This window comes from Acidiferrobacteraceae bacterium (assembly GCA_037388825.1).
Taxonomy (GTDB): Bacteria; Pseudomonadota; Gammaproteobacteria; order Acidiferrobacterales; family JAJDNE01; genus JARRJV01.
The window spans coordinates 1-20117 of the sequence record JARRJV010000020.1 but is presented as its reverse complement, the minus strand read 5'-3'; the positions used below and the strand labels follow the sequence as shown (position 1 = coordinate 20117).

The following is a 20117-nucleotide window of genomic DNA, read 5'->3' as shown; positions in this document are numbered from 1 at the left end:
CATGACTGACCTGAGCAAGCAGCAATTGCAGGCCCTGAAGGAAGACATGCGCGCGGGGCGCGATGTCCTGCGAGACGGTCTCGAGGATGCGTTGCGCCGCGAGGGCCATGCCAACCTGGTGGAGAACATGGATCGTGTACACGACAGCGGCGATGATGCCGTGGCGGATGTACTTGCCGATCTCAACGTCGCCCACCTGGTCGCCGAATACGACGAACTGCGTGATCTCGATGCGGCGTTGCTGCGCGTGGAGTCCGGTACCTACGGCGATTGCGTCGACTGCGGTGAAGCGATTCCCTTCGAACGCCTGGAAACCATGCCTACCGCGTTGCGCTGTGTGAATTGCCAGGAGAAATTCGAGCAGGAAGGCAACCGAGGCCGCAAGGACTCAACGCCGAGCCTCTAGCACCTGTTCCCGGGCTGTCGGGAATGAGATTCTCCGGGTACCTTTTCGCTGGCAACTTCTGGCGATTGCTGGAACCTTTGCTCCGACTCCAGGCGGTCCCGACAGAATCAGCTGCACCCTCCCGCCTACACGTGTGTTAGGTTACTGCTATAGTTTGAGTAGTGCACGATATCCTGATTCTCAGTTGAACTATGACTGACACAATCCAAAAGGGGCAGGAGACTGTTCCGGATTTATCGCTACTGGTGCGATCGGACCGGTTGCGCTTGCTGTACCGCCAGTCATTTCCGGGGATTTTTGTGAGCATCCTCGCAGCGTCCGTACTGCTGGCCATTCTCTGGGACTACCAGGATCACCGCCTCCTGCTTGCCTGGTATGGCATTTTGTCTTTGACTTTTCTCATACCCGCAGATGTGGATCTACTGGCCTGGGAACGGCCGTATTTCATCACACTGTTGCTGACGTCATTGATCTGGGGGATTGGTAGTCTGCTGATCATGCCGGCCGAATCGCAGTTGCTACAGGTGATCACCTTCTGCTTCCTGGTGGGCCTGGCTGGTGGCGCGATTTCCGTGTATTCCTCGCACGCTGTTATGACCATCAGCACCATAGCAGCAATCCTGCTTCCGGCAACAGTGTCCTTCCTGTTCTCCGGGTCCGGTATGCTCGTCGGTCTGGCTATTGGTGCGATCCTGTTCCTCGCATCGGCCGTGCGGGCCACCCGCTTTCTCGGGGCAACGCTCAACCAGAATTTTCTGATGACCCGCGAACTGGACCGATCTCGCCGTCAGGCGGAGAGGATGGCGAACATCGATGATCTGACGGGCTTGTACACGCGACGCGCATTCTACGAGTTTGCCAGGGTGGTGAGCAACGCGAGCCGCAGGAACGACAAACCCGTATCGATGATTATTATGGACATCGACAATTTCAAAAAAATTAACGACAGCTATGGCCATGCAGCCGGTGATCGCGCGCTTGTGAAGGTTGGAAACATATTCCAGGACCGTTTGCGAAGATCTGATATTTCAGGTCGGATCGGCGGCGAGGAATTCGCGATACTCCTTCCCGGCACGACGATGCAGCAATCGCTTGCGATCGCCGAGCAATTGCGCAAGCAGATCGCGGAGCTGAGGATTCCGGCTGAAGGAAAGACCATAGGAATCACGGCCAGTTTCGGTGTGGCCAGCGGGATGGATGATCTCGATACGCTGGGAGGCCAGGCCGACAAGGCCATGTATCGGTCCAAGCAATCCGGCAAGAATGCCGTAACCGCTTTCGAGCAAGAAGTGTCAGCCGGCAACTGACATCCTTGCCGAAAAATCCGGCGTCAGAAAGAGAATAGATCAATTCCCATCCCTGCAGTTGCAGGACGACGCGAGCGGCGATGTCCGCCGTCGGCTCCCAGGCAGTCGTCGCATCTGTGCAGGTAGTGTAGTCCCTGCGCTACTTCAGAACCCAATCGCGCGCCTCGTCCATGTCCGTGAAGACACCGATAACGCCACCGCGATTGAAGGCGACGTCCTCGAACAAACGGTCGATCATGTCCTGGCGCGCTACGAGAGCGACGCGAAGGCCTTGACGCGTCAAGGTCACGGCACTTTCGCCGAGCTCAAAGATCTCCATGGTGTCGAAGTCGGTCTGCAGGTCGCGTGCGTCGACAATCGCCTTCTTGCGCTCGTGCGCATGGCACGCGTCGATGAGTGGCTGGAAGAGGTTCCGCTGCTGTCGGAGAAGTTCGCGCGGAAACTGGCCGGAGAGTCGTACGAACAGCACGTCATCCTGGTCCTGAAACTCCTGTTTATATTCATCCATGTCTGTTCCCCTGGTCGATGCAGCATGGACGTTGTGCCGGAAAGCCCATGCTGAAGCTCCTGGCTACACAGTATGTTCCGCGCGCACACAACTCGACAAGCTTTTTCCTGCACGCGCCTTGTGGCAATTGCAGGCAGGAATGCCGAGTCGCCGCGGCAATCACGAAGGAAAGGTCAGGGAAGCGCCGGAAAGACCGGCGCTGCGATCATGCAAATGCAGTCATGCCGAAGCGGCGCGCGTCCACAAGCGGCGATTGACGAACAGGATAGCCGTGAAAACGATCAGGGCGCCGGCCTGATGCATGGCCGCGATCGGCACCGGAACCACCAGAAGCAAGGTGGTGATGCCCAGGGTCACCTGCAAGGCCAGCGCGGCAAGAAGGGCATGCACGCCAATGCGGGTGATGCGATCGGAGATCTGCTTGCGGGCAAAGAACCAGAAGGCCGGCACGCTGAAAATGAGAATCCAGGCAATCATGCGATGGTTGAACTGAATGGTCGTATGGTTCTCGAACCAGTTCAGCCACCACGGAACCTCGCTGTACAGGGCCGGCGGGATCCAGAACCCGTTCATGGTGGGGAAGGTGTTGAAACCGTATCCGGAATGGGTTCCGGCGACGAAACCGCCGGAAACGATCATGATGCAGATCACGGCGAACAGGGTAAGCGCCAGACGCCGCAACAAGGGTGCGCGCTCGGGATCGCTCACCGGTTTCGGCAGCAGCAGGCCTAGGGCCACCCAGAGAATGTATCCATATATAAGAATGGCCGCAGACAGATGCGCGGTCAGGCGATACTGGCTTACACGTGGGTGATTGATCAGTCCGCTTTTCACCATGTACCAGCCGAGCAGGCCCTGCAGGCCGCCAAGCACGAACATGGTGATGAGTTGGGGCGTCAGTGAGCGCGGAATCTTCCGCCGCACCAGAAAGACAAGAAAGGGAACCAGAAAGGCCAAGCCGATGGTGCGGCCCAGCAGGCGATGGGCGTATTCGAACCAGAAGATGGATTTGAACTGGCTCAGGGTCATGCCCTCGTTCACCTTCTTGTACTCCGGGAACTGCTGATAACGATCGAAGGTCTTTTGCCATTGCTCCGTGCTCAAGGGTGGTACCACACCCATGATGGGGTTCCAGTCGACCATGGACAGGCCCGAGCGGGTCAGGCGGGTGACACCGCCCAGCACGACCATGCTGAAGATGAGGGCGCAGACGACCAGCAGCCAGATGGCGATGGCGCGATTGGACTTGTTTTCGACGGACATGTTGGGTTCCCGGTGGTACGAGGATGCAGCGGGCGCCAATAATATAGTTTCGAGGCGCCGGACGATAGCCCGTCAGCCGTCTGATTTGCGTCGGTCCCGGTGAAAAAAGCGTTGTGCATTCTCCAGGCGCACCTGGCGCGCCAGTTGTTCCGGTAGAAAGCTGAGCCAGTGCCGGTGGAATCCAAGGTAGTCATCGATCTTCTTCCAGCCGGTATCCGACTCGTCCCAGCGGTGGGATGGATCTACCGGCCACACCGTATCGGACCCAATCATGAACCGCTGTGGATACTCCTTCAGCAGCGCCTCCCACTCCGGCAACAGGCGGCCCTGATCGTCGACAATGGGCGTTACGGTGTAGCGCCAGCGATCCCGTGCGGACAACTCGACCCAAACGTTTGGACATAGCTTCATCAGGGTTCCGACCTGGGATGCATTCAGCAGGCCGCCGGCATGTGCCCAGAGGAATCTTGCCTTGCTGTAGTTCTGGCACAGCGGTTGAAAATACAGGTGGCTCGATGACTCGGTGTGGATCAGAACGGGGACATCGTGCTCGATGGCCAGTTCGATCAGGCCGGTGAAGATCGGATTGTCGCGTCGTGGGCCAAGCCCGGCGCGCAGGTGCACTTCACCAATACCAAAATATTTACCGCTGGCGAGGGCCGCCCGGGGCGAGGGCCGCCCGGGCGGCCCTGAGGGTTCGCGGATCGGTGAACCAGTCGCGACGGCCATAGCCGCTCAAATAGGGCCCATAAATCGGTACGATGCGGTCGCCACCGGCGCGCGCGATCTCCAGCGCAAGGTCCGGCGGGGTGCCGGTAACCACGGCAAGCACTACGTTGTTGCGCTTCAGGGCAGCCACCGCCTGGCGCGGACTCGTTACGTCCACCTGGTCCCAGGTGTAGTGCAGGTGTACGTCGGCGATGGGAGGGAGTTTCCTGGCGTACGCCGGTACCAGCGATGCGCACAGCAGCACAAGGGCGAGATTGGCAAGCAACCATCTGCGGAGATGAGAACGAAGTATCATGTCGACGGTTTGAGCCAGTGGATTTCCTGCGCAGTCTCCGGACCGATCAGGCAGTTGTCCAGGCTGGCGGGGATTTTGGATGTCGTCGCGGAAGTAGCGATGCGCCCGGCCATGATCTCGGCGTAGTCCTGCGGATAGCGGGGCTGTTGCTCCGGGTCGCCATAGCCATCCGGATAGCGCGGTTGCCCGTCGGGACCGTATTTATCGGTGGCGCCCAGGGTGTGCATCAATTCGTGGGTAATGACCATGCTGTTCTCGCCGTCCTGTTCGGGAATGGCGAAGGCATGAACCACGCCCACCAGTCCTTTCTGCAGACCGAAGGAGTGGTGCAGCGGCTTCTTGCCGTGGGCACGGTGGTACACGACGAAGATGCGAATGTGGCGACGGTCCAGGCCCCAGGACGAAACCGTTTCGTGCAACCACCAGCGCAATTTCAGGCTCCACAAGGCGATGTCGAGACGAGTGCCGTCCGGAGGCGGGGACGGCGGAAGTTGCGTTTCCTCGGGTCCCAGGTCCAGTTCCACCAGCGGTGTTGTGTCCACCCCATAGGCCTTGGCTTCTTCAACCAGGAAGCGGGTGATGTCGTCGAACCGATCCTGGTGCAAGCCGGCGATGTATTTCTCAACCTCCGCAGTTCCGTCGCCATTGATCGGATACAGCGTCAATTCCAGCGGCGAGGTCCAGTTGGCAACCGCCCGGGATTGCTGCCAGGTGGCCATGGCCACCGTCGCGAGGACGAACAGCAGGATCGCAACGCGGATCTTCTTGAAGGTGATGACTGCCATGGCGTCGCTCAGTTGCTCCGGAACCTCGACGTAACGACGGTGTCAAATTGAAGTAAGGGGCTCGATCGCAGTTGTCAATATAGGCCAACCGGAACGGCAAGAAAATGCCCCGTCTGACCCGGCTTCCCGGGTAGTCGCTCACTCAAGGTACAGGAGAAAGGGATATGGCTCGCAGGCATAGCGGGGAAATACTTGAGCAGTACGAGCTGGAATCGATCCAGGGCTCATCGGTCCCGGTACCGCATCCGACGCAACTGACGCACCTGCAGTTTCGGCGCTTTGCCGGCTGCCCGATGTGCAATCTGCACATTCATTCTTTCATGCAGGGATACGATCAATTGCTTGCCGCGGGAATACAGGAAGTTGCCATATTCCATTCTGACAAAGATGCGCTGTTGAAACATCACACCGATGCCCCGTTCCCGATCGTTGCCGACCCGAAGAAGTTACTATACAAGGCCTTCGGGGTGGAGGCGTCCATCCTCTCTGTGCTCAATCCCGGCGTATGGCCCGCCGCATTCAAGGGGATGTTCCGCTATGGCGTCGGCCTTCCGGCGCTTGGAGAATCGCCCCTTGGCCTTCCCGCGGATTTTCTGATTGACAGTAACGGCCGGATCCTGGCGGCAAAATACGGCGACCATGCCTACGATCATTGGGAAGTCGCACACGTACTGGAGCTGGCGCGAAAAGCAAGGCAAGCTTAGTCCTCTCATTCGAACCACACGACCGCGCGACAAGGAAGCCCCATGATAACGGAACTTGCAATCCTCGACGTGAAGCCGGGCCAGCAGGCAGAATTTGAGGCGGCCTTCGGTGAGGCACAAGATATTATCTCCGGCGTGGACGGATATGTTTCGCACCAGTTACAGCGATGCTTGGAGAATGCCGGCCGCTATGTCCTGTTGGTCAACTGGGAAAGGCTCGAAGATCACACGGAAGGCTTTCGCGGCTCGGCGCGGTACCAGGAATGGCGCAGGCTCTTGCATCATTTCTACGATCCATTTCCCGAGGTAGAGCACTACTCCATGGTCTACGAAAACGCCCGGAAGTAGCCGGAAACCTGCAGGAGGAAGCAATGGCCAGCCTGAAGATCAATGTTTACAAGAATGGATCATCGGAACCCGCGACCACCGTCACCATCCCCGGCGGGGTGCTGCAGGTCGCGTCCAAATTGATTCCCAAACGCGCCATGGACGAACTGCACGAAAAAGGCATCGACGTCGAGGAGATCGTCAATCTCTCCAACAATCCCGAGGTCAGCGGGACCCTGGTGGAGGTCGAGGATCACGTGAAGAACGAACGGATCGTAATTTCGCTGGAGTGATTTCCGCCGGAGGCGGGAATTGTTTTTTGTTTCGCCTGCGACGAATTGAAAAGCTACTAGTCCGGGCTGGTCCGGACGGCCCGGTTCCTTCTTCTTTGCTTGTCCAAAGAAAAAGTACCCAAAAAGAAAGGACCCCCGGGTCCTTGGCCTTTCGGATCTTTCAGATCCTCCAGGCTCCCCTCACCCTTCCTCGAAAACCGGGTACGCGAACCGAACTCGCCGGCCAGTCTGACGACTGGCTCGGGCTCGAACAGCGGTTCGCGATTCGCCGGTTTTCCTCGTCGGCCGCGGCGGCGGACACGGGACTGAAATCTGTTTCGATGACCTATATGCCGGACGCTGTTCCCCGCGACTTCGTTCGCGCCGAGCATCGCAAGGAAAAACCGCCAGGCGCGAATCCCTGATCGAGCCCGAGCCGGACGATTTTCCAGGCCGGCGAGTTGGATGAGCGCCCGCGGTTTTTTCGAGAAGCGCAGGAGTAAGCGAACGCAGGAGCAGATGGCTTTGCGTACTTTCGCCGAAACGAAAGTACCCCGGGGGTGCAGGGGGCGGAGCGCCCCGCTAGTAGTCGCCCTTGGCGACAGGCAAACTACTCCACCCGATGATGCGGCAGCTTCGCCAGCAGCCGCTTCACGCTCTCGTTTTCCCGTATCCTCGCCCCGAGACGCCTCAAGCGGATCTTGAAGTCGACGCCGATGGCATAGGTCGCGGGAATCGTGAGCAGGGTGACCAGCGTGGCCACCATCAGACCCCAGGACAGGGCCAGGGCCATGGGCGATACCAGCGGATCCATGCCGCCCCAGCCGTAGGCCGTGGGCAGCAGGCCAACCACGGTGGTCGTGGCGGTGAGGATCACGGCACGCAACCTTCTTCGGCCCGCGAGTTCGATGGCCTCGCGGCAGCCCATGCCATCCGCCCGCGCGCGCTGGATGAATACCAGCAGGATCAGGGAGCTGTTCACCACCACCCCCGACAGGGCGACGAAGCCCAGGCTGGCGAAGAAGGACAGCGGCATGGGTCGCCACAAGAGATCGTGCAGGTAAAAGCTCAGGATGATGCCCACGGCACCGAAGGGGATCGCCAGCATCACCACAATGGGGTAGGTGATTCTGCCGAACTGGATCGCAAGAATGAAGAAGATGCCGAGCAGGGCGAAGGCGAACGAGCGGAACAGGTCGCGGAAGGACTCGTTGTTTTTCTCTTCCTCGCCGCCGTAGCTAACCGTGAGCTTTTTGGCGTCAGGACCCATCCACTCCGCTTGCTTCTTCTTCACCAGGTTGTTCAGTTCCACGCTGGTGATGACATCGGTATTGATGTCCGCAGTGACCGTAACCGTTCGGATGCCGGCCCGGTGGCGAATCGTGGTGAATCCCGGGTGATTTTCAAGTGTGGCAATGCGCTTCAATGGAACGAGGCCGCCGCGCTGATTCGGGATCTCCAGATCGCGCAGCTGCTCCAGGGCGTCGACGCCGTTTTGTGGATAGCGAATCGTGACATCCACCTGTTCCGTTCCCCAACGCAGGGTGGACACGCGCAGACCACCGACGGCGGCGCGGATATGGCTCGCCGCCGTGGCCAGGTCCACGCCGGCGTAGGTGGCCTTGGCGCGATCCATGTGAACGAGTAACTCGTCATCGCCGGGCTCCAGCCCCGAATCCACGGAAGTGACGCCTTTTACTGTTTTCAGCATCTCCATCAGCCGTCGGGCGGCCGCGTCGGTCACGGCGGTATCGTTGCTCGAGATCTCCGCTTCCAGGGCCCGGCCGGTGGGCGGTCCCGGTGTCAAGGCGCTGAAGTTGATTTCCAGGCGCGGAAACTGGGGCGGCAATACCTTCGCCAAGCGACGCATATCCTTCAATGCGTCGTGATCCGGCCGGGTCACGGATGGAGTGTACAAGACATTGATCTGGGCGAAGCGCGAGCCGCGCTGGGTCAGGGGGTCACCGCCATCTCTCGCGATCTGGCCGGTGCTGACCACGGTGCTTTCGAGATATTTCGGATTGATCTCCGCGCGCATTGTTTCGTCCACCTTCGACATGATGGCGCGCATCTTGTCCAGACTGGTGCCCTGCGGTGCGGTCACACGCGCGATGTACTGATCCACGCCGATGGGCGGGAACAACTGGAAACGCATGGCGGTCGCCGCCAGGATCAGGCTGCCGATCAGTATCGACACCGAAAGTCCGACCGTAATGTAGCGGTGGTCCAGGGCCTTGTTGAGCAAGCGGGCGTAGCCGTGCTCAAGGGCAACAATCCAGGCCCGCTCCTTGGGGTGGGCCGTGGGCCGCGCCACCCACGCAACATGGCTGGGCAGGATCAGGAATGATTCCAGCCACGAGAAGAACAACAGCGTGATCACCACGATGGGGATGGCAACAATGAACTTGCCGATGATGCCGGACATGAACATCATGGGCAGGAATGCGGCAATGGTCGTCATCACCGTCGCCGCCACCGGCCCCATGAGCTCCATCGCGCCCTTTACTGCGGCGTCGCGCGGCACCATACCCTTTTCCATGTAGAAGGTTATGTTCTCGCCGATGATGATGGCGTCGTCCACGATCATGCCCAGTACCATGATGAATCCGAGCATGGAGACGAGATTCATGGTTATGCCATAGACATACAGGGCGTAGAGCCCCGTCAGGAATACCACCGGGATGCCCCAGGTCGTGGTCAGGGCGACCGACGGGCGCAGGTACAGGATCAAGGTCGCGAATACCAGAATGAGACCGAAGATCCCGTTGGTGGTCAGGACGCCCAGGCGCAGGCGCGCGAAGCGGGACATGTCGAGGAAGGTATCCACGCGCACGTCCTTGCCATACACCTCGGGAATGGTCTTGAGGTAGGCGCGGACCTTGTCCACGGTATCGATGATGTCCTTGTCCGCCTTTTTCATGACGATCATGTTGACCGCTGGCTTGCCCTGGACGTCGGAATAGAACGAGGCCTTGGCCAGGTTCTCCGTGACCGTAGCCACGTCGCCGAGGCGGATCCCCTGGCCGCGTTCGTTGGCGCGCAAGACCAGGTCGGCCACATCCTTGGGTCCGGTAAACTCGCCAGCGACACGCACGGCCTTTTGCCCCTCGGAGGTCTCGAGATCGCCTCCCGGTGCATTTACGTTCCAGTTTGTAATCGCCGCTGCGATCTCACCCACGGAGACGCGCTCGCGCGCGATCTTTTTCGGATCGACAACGATTCGGATCTCGGCGCGACGGGCACCTTCGATATGGACCTTGGCCACGCCGTCGATATTCAGCAAGTCATCTTTGATCCGATCACCGAGGCGCTTGAGTTTTAACTCGGAGCGGGGCGCAGACACCGCCAGCTGCAGGATCGGAAACACGGCACCGTCGACTTCCAGCACCGAGGGTTTGTCCGGCAGATCGTTTGGCAGGTCCGCCCGGTCGATCGCCAGCTGGGCCTCGCTGGCGATGCGTGAACGGTTGGCCGCATGGGGATCCAGTTCCAGCAGGATGCGGGCCGAGCCCGGAAAGCTGATGGACGTCATCTTGTCGATGCCGTTCAGGGACTTCAGTTCCTGTTCGATGGGCGTAACGATGAGGCGTTCCACTTCCTCCGGCGTTGCCCCGGGGTAGGCGCTGTTGATCTGGATCTGATCCAGGTTGACGTTGGGAAAGGCCTCGCGGTTGATATTGAAGACCGCGGACAGGCCCAACAGCACGAGAAAGACGGAAACGAGGTTTACGATCAGATCGTGTTCAACCAGGTAGCGAATAATGGCCTTCATCGCGAATCCTTTCTTATTGATACTGGGCGGGCAGGCGGACGTTGTTCCACAGCGTGCCGCGTAACAGATTCAGGGAGAACTGCTTCTGCAGCAGGGTAATCCGTTGCTGCTCCAGCGCGAGCCGGGCAAGAAACAGATCGTTCTCGAACTGGATCAGCTGGGTGGTATCAGCACGGCCCTGGCGGTAGCGGTGTTCGGCGTCCTTGAGCTTGCTGGTTTCGGCCTCCACGCGCAGTTCCTGGCTCTTCACCGCATCGTGGGACTTGTTCAGATCCTGCAGGAGACCGTCGATGTTGTAGCGCAGATCATCCTTGGTGGCCTGAAGCTGGCGCAGGGCAATGGAGTGGTCCAGCTGCGCCTGGGTGACACTCGCATCCGCACCGCGGCGGTCCAGGGGCTTCTGGTATTCCAGTCGGACGCTCGCGGCGTAGTCGGATTCATTGACGCTGGAGGGTATGCTGGGCCCCTGCTGGTTGCCGCCACCGAGACCCAAAACCAGATCCAGCTGGGAACGGGATGCATTGCGTGCTCGGACCAGTTGTGCCTCGGAGATGTCTGCCTGGGCCTGAATCCGCGCCAGATCCGGGCTGTACGCCAGGGCCTGCTTGTACACGGCATCCGCATCCGAGTCTGGTTCCGAGGTCGTTGGAGGGAGCACCGGCACGAATTCCTCGTCCGCCGGACGACCCATGAGTCGGTTGAGTGAGGTCCGCTGCGAATCCCAGGCCGCCTGCAGCGCATCCACCTGGGCGGACTGCGCCCGCAGCTGTGCCTCGCTTTGCAGGATGTCCTTGTCCTCGGCGAGGCCGAGGCGCGCATTGCTGTGTACGTACTTCTTCAGGCGCTCGGCACGAAGCACGCCGTCGCGTGCGTTCTGCAGCTGTGCCCAGGTCAGGGCGGCACCGTAAAACAGGGACATGGTCTGTTGCGCGATCTGGTCGCGGGCGGCGCGGGCATTGGCATGGGCCATGGCCGCGCTGGCATCGGCGGAGACCAGGCTCTGTTTGTAATCGGGGTTGCCGGCACCCCTGGCCAGGGGCTTGCGCAAGGTCAGGTCGACGCGGCCGGTGTACGAAGGATTGGGTAGCCCGGGAAAGCTGAAGGAACTGTCTACGTAGTTGTAGCTTCCGGTGATCCCCACGGAACCGCCGGAGGCGAGGCCGCGGTTCAGGCTGGTGCTCAGGTTGGCACTGTCACTTGGCGTGCCGGTGAGTGGCGACAGGTCATGGCTGGCGCCGAGCTGGGCGCCGAGGACCCAGCCCAACTGGCTCTCGACCTGCAAACGGTCCTGCTGCGCGCGCTGCAGTTGCATGTGTGCAACTTCGAGCGACGGGTAGGTGTCGACCACGTTCTGCAGGGCCTGGCCCAGGGTGAGCGGTTCCGCGGCGCGGACGCCACCGCTGAGGCCAAGACCGGCCAGCAGGAGTAGTACATGGATTCGCTTCATGGCGTATCGCTTCCTTTGTTTTTTGCTTTTGGCGTTGGTCGAACCGGCGCCGCGATGCAGTTTTGTCATTGACGGTTCGAACTGGTCTTGTCTTCCGCTGTATCGGTAGTCGTTCCCTTGAGTCCATGCAGGACAACATCCAAATGGGCTGCGAAGTACGGTTCGATTTCGAATGCATCCGGATCGATCTGCGCCAGCGAATGTTGCCAGATGGCGCAGAACACCATGGGTGCAATAATTACATGTGCGACATGGCGCACGTCGCAATCGTTGAATTCCCCGCGTTCGATGCCGCGCTCCAGGATGCGCATGGCCAGGCGTGTTCCGCGCCGGATGATCTGGTCGTTGTAGTACCGCGCCAGCTCGGGAAAGTTGCCGGCCTCGGAGACAATGAGCTTGGGGACGGCGGACAGCCGGGAGTTCATGATGCAGTCCACCCAAAATGAACTCATGTCCCGCAGCAAGTCCGTTGTATCTCCGGTGAAGTCCCCGGCCTGTCGCTCGGCGCTTTCCATGAGGGGCACCATCATTTCGCGAATGACGGCCTGGAACAGGGCCTCCTTGCTGTCGAAATACAGGTACAGGGTCCCCTTGGAGATCCCCGCCCGGGCGGCGACTTCCGTCAGGCGGGTGGCGGCGTAGCCACGCTCCGCGAACAGCTCCAGGGCGGCGTCCATGATCTCGCCCGGGCGCGCCTCCTTGCGCCGCCGCCAGCGACAGGTTTCGCTGTGGTTGTGTACGGATTTCAGCATCGCCAATATATAACTGACTCGCCAGTCATTAGCAATTACAAATTTTTTACGTGCAAATGGGGGCGCTTGGCCGGCTATCCTGCAACGTCCATCCCGGCGGGACGCCCGGGCAGGGCCGCGGTTCCCCTCCTGCCGGGCGGCGGCTATGCTGATTCCGGTGGCCCTTTGGATCAGCGGAGACTTCATGTCACAAAGAACAACATTCAGGGCCCTCGCCCTGGCGGGCCTGTTCCTGATGGGCGTGATGGCCCCGTCCGGGGCAAGGGCCGACCTTGGGCAGGACCTGTCAAGGCTCCTGGGGCAGTCGTCCTCACAGCCGAGCGAGAAGGAAATGGCTCAGGCCATACGGCAGGCCCTGGGGCAGGGTGGGGAGCGGGCGATCCGGACCCTGGGAAAGAAGGACGGCTTTTTCAGGAATCCGGAGGTGCGGGTTCCGATGCCGAAGGAGCTGCGATCGGTCGATTCCCTGTTGCGTCGCCTGGGCCAGGGACGCTACGCGGATCGATTCGTGCGTACGCTCAATCGCGCCGCCGAACAGGCCATTCCCCTGGCGGCTGACGTCATCCGAAATACCGTGTCCCACATGACGGTTCGCGATGCGGTGAAGATCGTGCGTGGCCCGGACGATGCCGCCACCGTCTACCTGCGCAAGCATTCAGGCGAGGAACTCGGGCGCCGGTTCCTGCCCATCGTTCGCCAGACTACGGCAAAGGCCGGCGTGACCAGCGCCTACAAGAAGTTGATGGACCGCGCGGGCCCGACCGCACGGCAACTGGGTGTGCGCGCCGTCGATCTGGATCAGTACGTAACCGAACGTACCCTGGATGGCTTGTTCCATGTTGTTGCGCAGGAAGAAAAGCAGATTCGGGAGCACCCCGTTGCGCGCACCACGGAATTGCTGAAAAAGGTATTCGGCGGCTAGCCGGGCAGGCTACGACGGAGTTCCCGCAAGGCCGCCGGGTCGATTCCCTCGAGTTTCCGGCGGCGGGCGCCGGCCAGGGCAAGGCGACTTTTCTCATGCCGCGACAAACGCTTGATCGCGGCCTCACGGCGCAGGGCCGTGCCTCGATCTTCGGCATCCTCGACATACACCAGGCGTAGCGGCCCGCGACCACGTGTGTAGCGCGCACCGGTGCGGCCGAGATCGTGCGCGCGCAGACGCCGGGGAAGGTCATTGCTGATGCCTGTGTACAGGGTGCCGTCGCCGCAAAGCAGGATGTAGACCACCCAGCCTTCGCACACCGCGTCGCGATCCCTGTTTGTTGCCACTCGCACTACTCCCAGCGAAAGGTCACGGCCCCGATGAGCAGGAACAATACACTCATGGCCGCGAGAACCACGAGCTGCGGGATCACATCGGTCAGCGAGGCGCCGTCGACCATGATTGCACGCGCCGCGGACACCAGATAGGTAAGCGGGAAGGCGAGGGAGATCTTCTGGATGATCGGGTTGAGTCCATCGAGCGAAAACCAGACACCGGAAAGCAGCATCATCGGCCAACTGACCACGTTTAACAGTCCTTCCGCGAGCTCTTCCGTCGCGGTGCGCGTGGCGACCAGCAGTCCCAGGGTGACGAGGCTGAAGGCACCGACTGCAAACACCACGAACAGGGACAGCACGGACCCGAACATGGCGAAGCCCGTGAGCCACCAGGTGGAAAAGAATACGAAAGCCGTGATGGCGAGAATAATGATCATGCGCGACAGCACCTGGGCCGTCAGGAACTCAAGCGCCGAAAGGGGCGTCGCCTTCAGCCGTTTGAGGACGCCATTCTTGCGGTAGCGCACGATCACGTAGCCAATTCCCCACAGGGCACTGAACATCATGTTTACGCCCAGTACGCCCGGCACGACCCAGTCCGAATAGCGGATTGGGCGCCCCGTCACCGTCTGCTTTTGATAGGCGTTGTGAGGCTCTTCCCGCAACAGGCGTTCAAGGAAATACCCCTTGGGCGAGGTATCGTTGATCCAGTACCGACGGGATGCCGGATCGATCAGTATGTCGATCTGGTGCCGCTTCACCTTGCGTACGCCAACCGCGCGATTGGGGAAGGAAATGATGTCGAGATACTTGAGCTTCAACAGTTCCGGGCCGGCACTCTGATGGTGGTTGTCTTTGCCGAGGACTCCAACCTTGTATTGCGCCGGCAGCGGGCCGGAAAACACAAATGCAAACGCGGCAACGATCAGCACCGGAAACACGATGTTCCAGCTTAATGCCGCGCGATCGCGAAAGAATTCCTTGTTGCGGGCGATGAACACCGCGACGACGTGCCCGGCCTTCATACGCGCAACTCCCGGCCGGTCACCTCGAGAAACAGATCCTCAAGACTTCGCCGGCGGATCTGCAGATTGCCCAGAGGGATTCCCTGGTCCAGCAGGTGACGGATTGTTTCGTTTACGTCCTTGCTGAGTATCTCCACCGCGTCCTTGCGGAACACTATCTCAAAGCCTTGCGCGTGCAAGCCGGTGGGTACGTCGTCCAGCGGCAACTGAAGCACCACATCGTTGAAGTGCTGTGCCAACAGCGTTTCGGGCGTACCCTGAGCCACTATGCGTCCGCGGTCCATGATTGCGATTTCGTCGCACAGGACGTAGGCCTCTTCCATATAGTGCGTCGTCAGCACGATGGTCTTGCCGGCATCCTTCAGTCGTTCCACAAGGTCCCAGAAATTTCGGCGTGCCTGCGGATCCAGTCCGGTTGTGGGCTCGTCCAGGAATAGCAATACGGGATCGTTCACGAGGGCGATGGCCAGCAGCAGGCGTTGGCGCTGTCCGCCGGAAAGACGATGGTTGTCGCGGTCGATGAAGGACTCCAGGCTGCAGTTCTCGACGACCGATTCCAGGGAAACTGAATGGGGATATAGTGCCGCGAACAACTTCAGCGTCTCCAGTGCCGTAATGTGTTCGGGCAAGGCGGTTGCCTGGAACATGATTCCGGATTCATCGCGAAAGCGGCGGTCGCGGGCTGCACCCTTGTACCGGATCTCGCCACGCGTCGGGTCGACGATTCCTTCCAGCATTTCCACGGTCGTCGTCTTGCCCGCGCCATTGGGGCCCAGGAGTCCGAAACAACTCCCGGCGGGAATGGCCAGATCGATACCGTCCACGGCAAGCACGGAGCGAAACTGCTTGGTCAGCTTGCGGCACGCGATGAGTGGCTCTGTACTCACGGTATTTCTGCAAAATGAGTGCTTGATTTACGAAGTCTTAACAGTCCAGGCAATGGCTGTGTACCGGAAAAAAACCGTGGTCGGCCAGTACCAGTCCAGCAGCCGGAGTATGAACATTTTCCTTGACCTTGTCGCTGTCTGCCCGCCGCGGCCCTGACCCCGAGTCATGCAAACGGAAAACCACAATAATTGAAATGCTCTGTTTGATATCGAGACTCGTTTCCAGCTTGCGCCTTCGTTCGGGCTCCGAACCGCCGACGCTTGACTTGGGTCAATACGAAAAGCGAATCAACTCTCTAGGCTGTGTCGTCGGGGAGGGTTGAGAAGTTATATGTCAATGCAAGCCTATGGATGAGCGCAACACTTCAGTCACGGAATTTGCGTTTACACAGGATGGTGTGCGTTATCTGCAGATTACGCAACGGAGTAATCTGGAGTGTCGGTTTTGGCCCGCCAAGTTCAGTCAACTCCTCGAAAAACGCGGTGGCAGGCCGCTCCCACGCGAACCCAGCGTCAACGAAATCCTGTATGCTATTGGAGACCCGGCTTCCTGGCGCGACATTGTTTTTGGTGGCCCCGGAGAGCCGACGCTGCGCCTGTACGATTTTCTGGAGGTCGCGCGCCGCGTTCGCGAACGCGGCGGCCACGTAAGCCTGGAAACCGATGGGCTGGCAAACGTGGTCTATCAGCGTGATATCACACCTGACCTGGAAGGAAGCGTCGATCAGCTCGCGGTGTTTCTTAATGTCCACGACCAGGCCACGTACGACCGGTATTTCCAATGTGGTTTCGCCGATCCGCATTCGGCCGCTCTGGAGTTCGCCCGCAGCGCCCGCGCATTCGTGCCGAAGTTGACCCTGGTGGCGATGGAGGGGGTTGGGGATGTTGACAAGGCTGCGTGCCAGCAGATTGCTGATGATTTGGGAGTGGAATTTGCCGCCGTGGTATACGGCCCCGCGCCATCGCACTAGTCGCGCTCCGATCGGGAAACGGTTCCGCAACGAAGTGTGTCGGATGCGCCGAATCTGCAATTTACGAGGCGAAGCGCCGGAGTCGCGAGCGGGCCGAGGCCCGGTACCGGGAGCAATCGATATTGAAGCCTGACAATGACAAGCAGGACATGCATTCGGTTCGGATCGATCCGGAGTTGATTAGCCGGTACGATGCGACCGGTCCCCGCTATACCTCCTATCCGACGGCGGTTCAGTTCCATGAGCGCTTCACGGAGGAAGACTACCGAAAGGCGGCTTCGGCCAGCAATGCAGCCGGCGGTCCCCTGTCCCTCTATTTCCACCTCCCGTTTTGCAACACGGTTTGTTACTACTGTGCCTGCAACAAGGTTGTGACCAAGGACCGTACTCGCGCCGCGCCCTACCTCGATCGCCTGGCACGGGAGATTGAAATACAGTCGGCCCTGTTTGACGACAGCCGAACGGTGGACCAGCTGCATTGGGGTGGCGGCACGCCCACCTTCATCAGTCACGACGAGATGCGCGCGCTCATGGAGCAGACGCGGCGGCATTTCTCGTTGCGCGATGACGATCGTGGGGAATATTCCCTGGAGGTGGATCCGCGGGAGATTCGGCCCGGGACCCTGGAGCTGTTGCGCGAGTTGGGATTCAATCGACTCAGTATGGGCGTCCAGGATTTCGACCCCCGTGTCCAGGAGGCGGTCAACCGGATTCAGCCCCGGCCGCAGACCTTGGAAGTGCTGGAGCGGGCGCGGACCCTGGGATTTCGTTCCATCAATATGGATCTGATCTACGGTTTGCCATTCCAGACGGTTGCTACTTTCTCGAACACGCTGCAGCAGGTCATCGCCGCGTCCCCTGATCGTCTGTCGGTATTCAACTACGCTCACCTGCCCGAACGGTTCAAGCCACAGCGACGGATCCGCGCTGAAGATTTGCCCCCACCGTCGGCGAAACTGGAAATCCTGAAGACCACCATCAAGATGCTGACGGACGCGGGCTACGTTTATATAGGTATGGATCATTTCGCACGCCCGGATGACGAACTTGCGGTTGCCCAGCGCGATGGCAGCCTGACACGCAACTTTCAGGGCTACTCCACTCACGGGGAATGCGATCTGGTGGCCATGGGGATCACCGCGATCGGCCGCATCGCGAATACCTACAGCCAGAATGCGCGGACCCTGGATGAATACCATGCGTCCATCGATAGCGGGCACCTGCCCATTGTCCGCGGTCTGGAGCTGTCGGCGGACGACCAGATTCGGCGCGCGGTGATCAATCGGCTGATCTGTCATTTCCGGCTCGAATACGCGGATATCGAGCAGGAATTCGGAATTCGGTTCGGCGAGTATTTTGGTCCGGAACTGGAAACGCTGGCCACCATGGCCGGTGATGGCCTGTTGCACGTTGATGCCCACAGGATCCAGGTGTTGCCAGTGGGCAAGCTGTTGATCCGGAACGTCTGCATGGTGTTCGACGCCTACCTGGGCCAGGAAGCGCAATACTCCCGGGTCATTTAACCCAAAAAAGACACACATCTCATAAGACTATTTCCGTGTGCAGGGTGTCATAGAATCCTGCACAGTGCTCTAGACTCTTGCCTCGATTATTGTTCAAATCCCTCTTCGGCTCGCGGAAAACAGGTTGTTCCCATGACGATGAAACGGGAAGTAGGAGCGAATATTGTCGACTTGAGCCGGATCAAGGCGGCGTGCGAGGAATGCTCTCTGCGCGAACTCTGCCTCCCGCTTGGTCTCGAAAAGACGGATCTTGCCGCCCTGGAAAGGGCGGTCAAACGCACCCACAAGGTCAAGAAGGGTGACTTCCTCTACCGCATTGGCGAGCCCATGGGCTCTCTCTATGCCCTCAGATCGGGCAGCGCCAAGACCTACGAAATCTCCCTCGGCGGCGACATACAGATCACCGGATTTCATCTGGCCGGTGAGTTGATGGGTATGGACGGGATCAGTACCAGCCGTCACCATTGCGATGCTGTGGCCCTGGAGGCGGCCGAGGTCTGCGAGATTCCCTTCGATGGCCTTGAGAAACTCGCCCGCGAGATTCCCGGACTACAACACCAACTGTTTCGCATCCTCAGTCGCGAAATTGTGGCCGACGGCGAGTTGCTGCTCATGCTTGGCAAGATGAATGCCGAGGAGCGTTTGGCGGCCTGCCTGTTGAGTTTCTCTCGCCGATTTGCCCGGCTGGGCCGCTCCGAGACCGACTTCATGTTGAGCATGTCGCGCCAGGATCTGGGTGACTACCTGGGCCTGGCCCTGGAAACGGTCAGCCGCCTGTTTTCGCGATTTCAGGACGAAGGTCTGCTCAAGGTGGAGAGCCGCCATGTTTCCCTGCTGGATCTTCCGACCCTTCGTTCCATGGCGGGCGATTACGGCGACACCATCAAGAATTTCAGCAACTAGGTCTCCGTCAACCTGGACCGCTGTCCATGGTTGACAAGCGTAGAGCCTTCCCCTAGCTTCGGGGAGCAGACGGTTCACCGGGAGCATTTTGATCCCAATGCCGTTCAGGTCAGCACGCTTCTGTCGATCAAAACCGGAGGGTGCTCAGAGGATTGCGGGTATTGTTCGCAGTCGGCGCGCTACCACACGGGCGTGGAAAATGAAGGTCTGATGCCACTGGAAGACGTGCTGGTCGCGGCAAAGGAAGCGCGCGATCGCGGCGCCACACGGTTTTGCATGGGCGCCGCCTGGCGCGGTCCCAAGGACCGGGATTTGGGTGCGGTGGAGGCCATGATCCGGGCGGTGCGCGACCTCGGGCTGGAGACCTGCGCCACCCTGGGGATGCTCAAGGACGGTCAGGCTGAGCGCCTGGCCGGGGCCGGGCTCGACTACTACAACCACAATCTCGACACGGCGCCGGATTTCTACGGCGAGATTATCCATACCCATGGTTACGACGATCGTCTCGATACCCTCAACAAGGTCCGCGACGCCGGCATCAAGGTATGTTGCGGTGGCATTGTGGGAATGGGAGAGTCGCGTCGGCAGCGTGCGGGCCTGATCGCCGAACTGGCGGGTCTTGATCCGCAACCGGAAAGTGTGCCGATCAATCTCCTGGTGCGCATCGCCGGCACACCCCTGGCTAGCAAAGCGGATGAGGGACTCCCGGCGCTGGAGCCGCTGGAGTTCGTGCGTACCATTGCCGTGGCCCGCATCGCCTTGCCGCGGAGCATGGTCCGGCTCTCGGCCGGCCGACAGGAGATGCCGGATCATCTGCAGGCCCTGTGCTTCTTTGCCGGCGCCAACTCCATTTTCTACGGCGACCGGCTGTTGACGACACCGAACCCGGAGACCGATGTCGACCAGAAACTGTTTCGTGAGTTGGGACTGCACCCCATGCCGCTGAACGAAGACAGTGAGGTACAGGCGGCCAGCAGCGCC

21 protein-coding genes and 1 pseudogene are annotated in these 20117 nt (G+C 60.1%); 11 read left to right on the top strand and 11 right to left on the bottom strand.

The features are described from left to right. Position 1 precedes the first annotated feature (1 nt). The gene (locus P8X48_05280; GenBank protein MEJ2106727.1) at positions 2-406 is read left to right on the top strand and encodes a TraR/DksA C4-type zinc finger protein; all 405 of its coding nucleotides are present in this window, start codon (positions 2-4) and stop codon (positions 404-406) included. Positions 407-705: 299 nt separating this feature from the next. Further along, complete coding sequence (locus P8X48_05275) at positions 706-1713, top strand: GGDEF domain-containing protein (protein MEJ2106726.1); 1008 nt, start codon at positions 706-708, stop codon at positions 1711-1713. Positions 1714-1852: 139 nt separating this feature from the next. Here P8X48_05275 and P8X48_05270 read toward each other — a convergent pair whose 3' ends face one another. From P8X48_05270 to P8X48_05250, 5 genes are all read right to left on the bottom strand, one after another. Next, positions 1853-2221, bottom strand: a complete 369-nt coding sequence (locus tag P8X48_05270) for a hypothetical protein (GenBank protein MEJ2106725.1) — start codon at positions 2219-2221, stop codon at positions 1853-1855. A 219-nt stretch (positions 2222-2440) separates the two neighbouring features. Beyond that, positions 2441-3484 carry a COX15/CtaA family protein gene (locus tag P8X48_05265; protein MEJ2106724.1) on the bottom strand — a complete coding sequence of 348 codons (1044 nt, stop codon included), beginning with the start codon at positions 3482-3484 and terminating at the stop codon, positions 2441-2443. Positions 3485-3556: 72 nt separating this feature from the next. Continuing rightward, positions 3557-4108 carry an amidohydrolase family protein gene (locus P8X48_05260; protein MEJ2106723.1) on the bottom strand — a complete coding sequence of 184 codons (552 nt, stop codon included), beginning with the start codon at positions 4106-4108 and terminating at the stop codon, positions 3557-3559. A 19-nt stretch (positions 4109-4127) separates the two neighbouring features. Next, on the bottom strand, positions 4128-4508 hold the full coding sequence (locus P8X48_05255) for a hypothetical protein (protein ID MEJ2106722.1): 381 nt from the start codon (positions 4506-4508) through the stop codon (positions 4128-4130). Then, positions 4505-5293, bottom strand: a complete 789-nt coding sequence (locus P8X48_05250; protein MEJ2106721.1) for a hypothetical protein — start codon at positions 5291-5293, stop codon at positions 4505-4507. Before P8X48_05250 ends, P8X48_05255 begins: the two co-directional genes overlap by 4 nt. A gap of 164 nt (positions 5294-5457) precedes the next feature. Here P8X48_05250 and P8X48_05245 point away from each other — a divergent pair, with 164 nt between their 5' ends. Genes P8X48_05245 through P8X48_05230 form a run of 4 tightly spaced genes read left to right on the top strand, consistent with a single transcriptional unit; the run spans position 5458 to position 7021 of the window. Further along, positions 5458-5997 carry a peroxiredoxin-like family protein gene (locus P8X48_05245; GenBank protein MEJ2106720.1) on the top strand — a complete coding sequence of 180 codons (540 nt, stop codon included), beginning with the start codon at positions 5458-5460 and terminating at the stop codon, positions 5995-5997. Positions 5998-6039: 42 nt separating this feature from the next. Continuing rightward, positions 6040-6345 (top strand): antibiotic biosynthesis monooxygenase, encoded by a 306-nt coding sequence (locus tag P8X48_05240; protein ID MEJ2106719.1) that lies wholly within the window; start codon positions 6040-6042, stop codon positions 6343-6345. A gap of 23 nt (positions 6346-6368) precedes the next feature. Beyond that, positions 6369-6617 carry a hypothetical protein gene (locus P8X48_05235; protein MEJ2106718.1) on the top strand — a complete coding sequence of 83 codons (249 nt, stop codon included), beginning with the start codon at positions 6369-6371 and terminating at the stop codon, positions 6615-6617. A gap of 26 nt (positions 6618-6643) precedes the next feature. Then, a complete protein-coding gene (locus tag P8X48_05230) occupies positions 6644-7021 on the top strand; it encodes a hypothetical protein (GenBank protein MEJ2106717.1) in 378 nt (125 codons plus the stop codon). 185 nt (positions 7022-7206) lie between these two features. Here P8X48_05230 and P8X48_05225 read toward each other — a convergent pair whose 3' ends face one another. From P8X48_05225 to P8X48_05215, 3 genes are all read right to left on the bottom strand, one after another. Further along, on the bottom strand, positions 7207-10368 hold the full coding sequence (locus P8X48_05225) for an efflux RND transporter permease subunit (GenBank protein ID MEJ2106716.1): 3162 nt from the start codon (positions 10366-10368) through the stop codon (positions 7207-7209). A 13-nt stretch (positions 10369-10381) separates the two neighbouring features. Beyond that, positions 10382-11815: a TolC family protein gene (locus P8X48_05220; protein MEJ2106715.1), complete on the bottom strand. Its 1434-nt coding sequence runs from the start codon at positions 11813-11815 to the stop codon at positions 10382-10384. Between the two features lie 65 nt (positions 11816-11880). After that, the gene (locus P8X48_05215; protein ID MEJ2106714.1) at positions 11881-12567 is read right to left on the bottom strand and encodes a TetR/AcrR family transcriptional regulator; all 687 of its coding nucleotides are present in this window, start codon (positions 12565-12567) and stop codon (positions 11881-11883) included. Between the two features lie 184 nt (positions 12568-12751). Between P8X48_05215 and P8X48_05210 the strand changes: the two genes are divergently transcribed. Beyond that, positions 12752-13489 carry a DUF4197 domain-containing protein gene (locus P8X48_05210; protein ID MEJ2106713.1) on the top strand — a complete coding sequence of 246 codons (738 nt, stop codon included), beginning with the start codon at positions 12752-12754 and terminating at the stop codon, positions 13487-13489. On the opposite strand, the gene P8X48_05205 is transcribed toward P8X48_05210, so the two are convergent. Genes P8X48_05205 through P8X48_05195 form a run of 3 tightly spaced genes read right to left on the bottom strand, consistent with a single transcriptional unit; the run spans position 13486 to position 15739 of the window. Continuing rightward, the gene (locus tag P8X48_05205) at positions 13486-13836 is read right to left on the bottom strand and encodes a GIY-YIG nuclease family protein (protein ID MEJ2106712.1); all 351 of its coding nucleotides are present in this window, start codon (positions 13834-13836) and stop codon (positions 13486-13488) included. The two genes, P8X48_05210 and P8X48_05205, sit on opposite strands and share 4 nt — an antisense overlap. Before the next feature lie 5 nt (positions 13837-13841). Further along, entirely contained in the window at positions 13842-14852 is a 1011-nt protein-coding gene (locus P8X48_05200; protein ID MEJ2106711.1) for an ABC transporter permease, read from the bottom strand. Continuing rightward, entirely contained in the window at positions 14849-15739 is an 891-nt protein-coding gene (locus P8X48_05195) for an ABC transporter ATP-binding protein (GenBank protein MEJ2106710.1), read from the bottom strand. The genes P8X48_05200 and P8X48_05195 overlap by 4 nt, the downstream gene beginning before the upstream one ends. A gap of 347 nt (positions 15740-16086) precedes the next feature. Between P8X48_05195 and P8X48_05190 the strand changes: the two genes are divergently transcribed. The 4 genes and pseudogenes from P8X48_05190 (at position 16087) to bioB (ending at position 20117) form a co-directional block, all read left to right on the top strand. Beyond that, positions 16087-16710, top strand: coding sequence for a TatD family nuclease-associated radical SAM protein (locus P8X48_05190; protein ID MEJ2106709.1), 624 nt, complete (start codon positions 16087-16089; stop codon positions 16708-16710). Positions 16711-16832: 122 nt separating this feature from the next. Further along, positions 16833-18233 carry an oxygen-independent coproporphyrinogen III oxidase gene (hemN, locus tag P8X48_05185; GenBank protein MEJ2106708.1) on the top strand — a complete coding sequence of 467 codons (1401 nt, stop codon included), beginning with the start codon at positions 16833-16835 and terminating at the stop codon, positions 18231-18233. Positions 18234-18365: 132 nt separating this feature from the next. Next, entirely contained in the window at positions 18366-19136 is a 771-nt protein-coding gene (fnr, locus tag P8X48_05180; protein ID MEJ2106707.1) for a fumarate/nitrate reduction transcriptional regulator Fnr, read from the top strand. A 66-nt stretch (positions 19137-19202) separates the two neighbouring features. Then, positions 19203-20117 (top strand): annotated as a pseudogene (bioB, locus tag P8X48_05175) (biotin synthase BioB).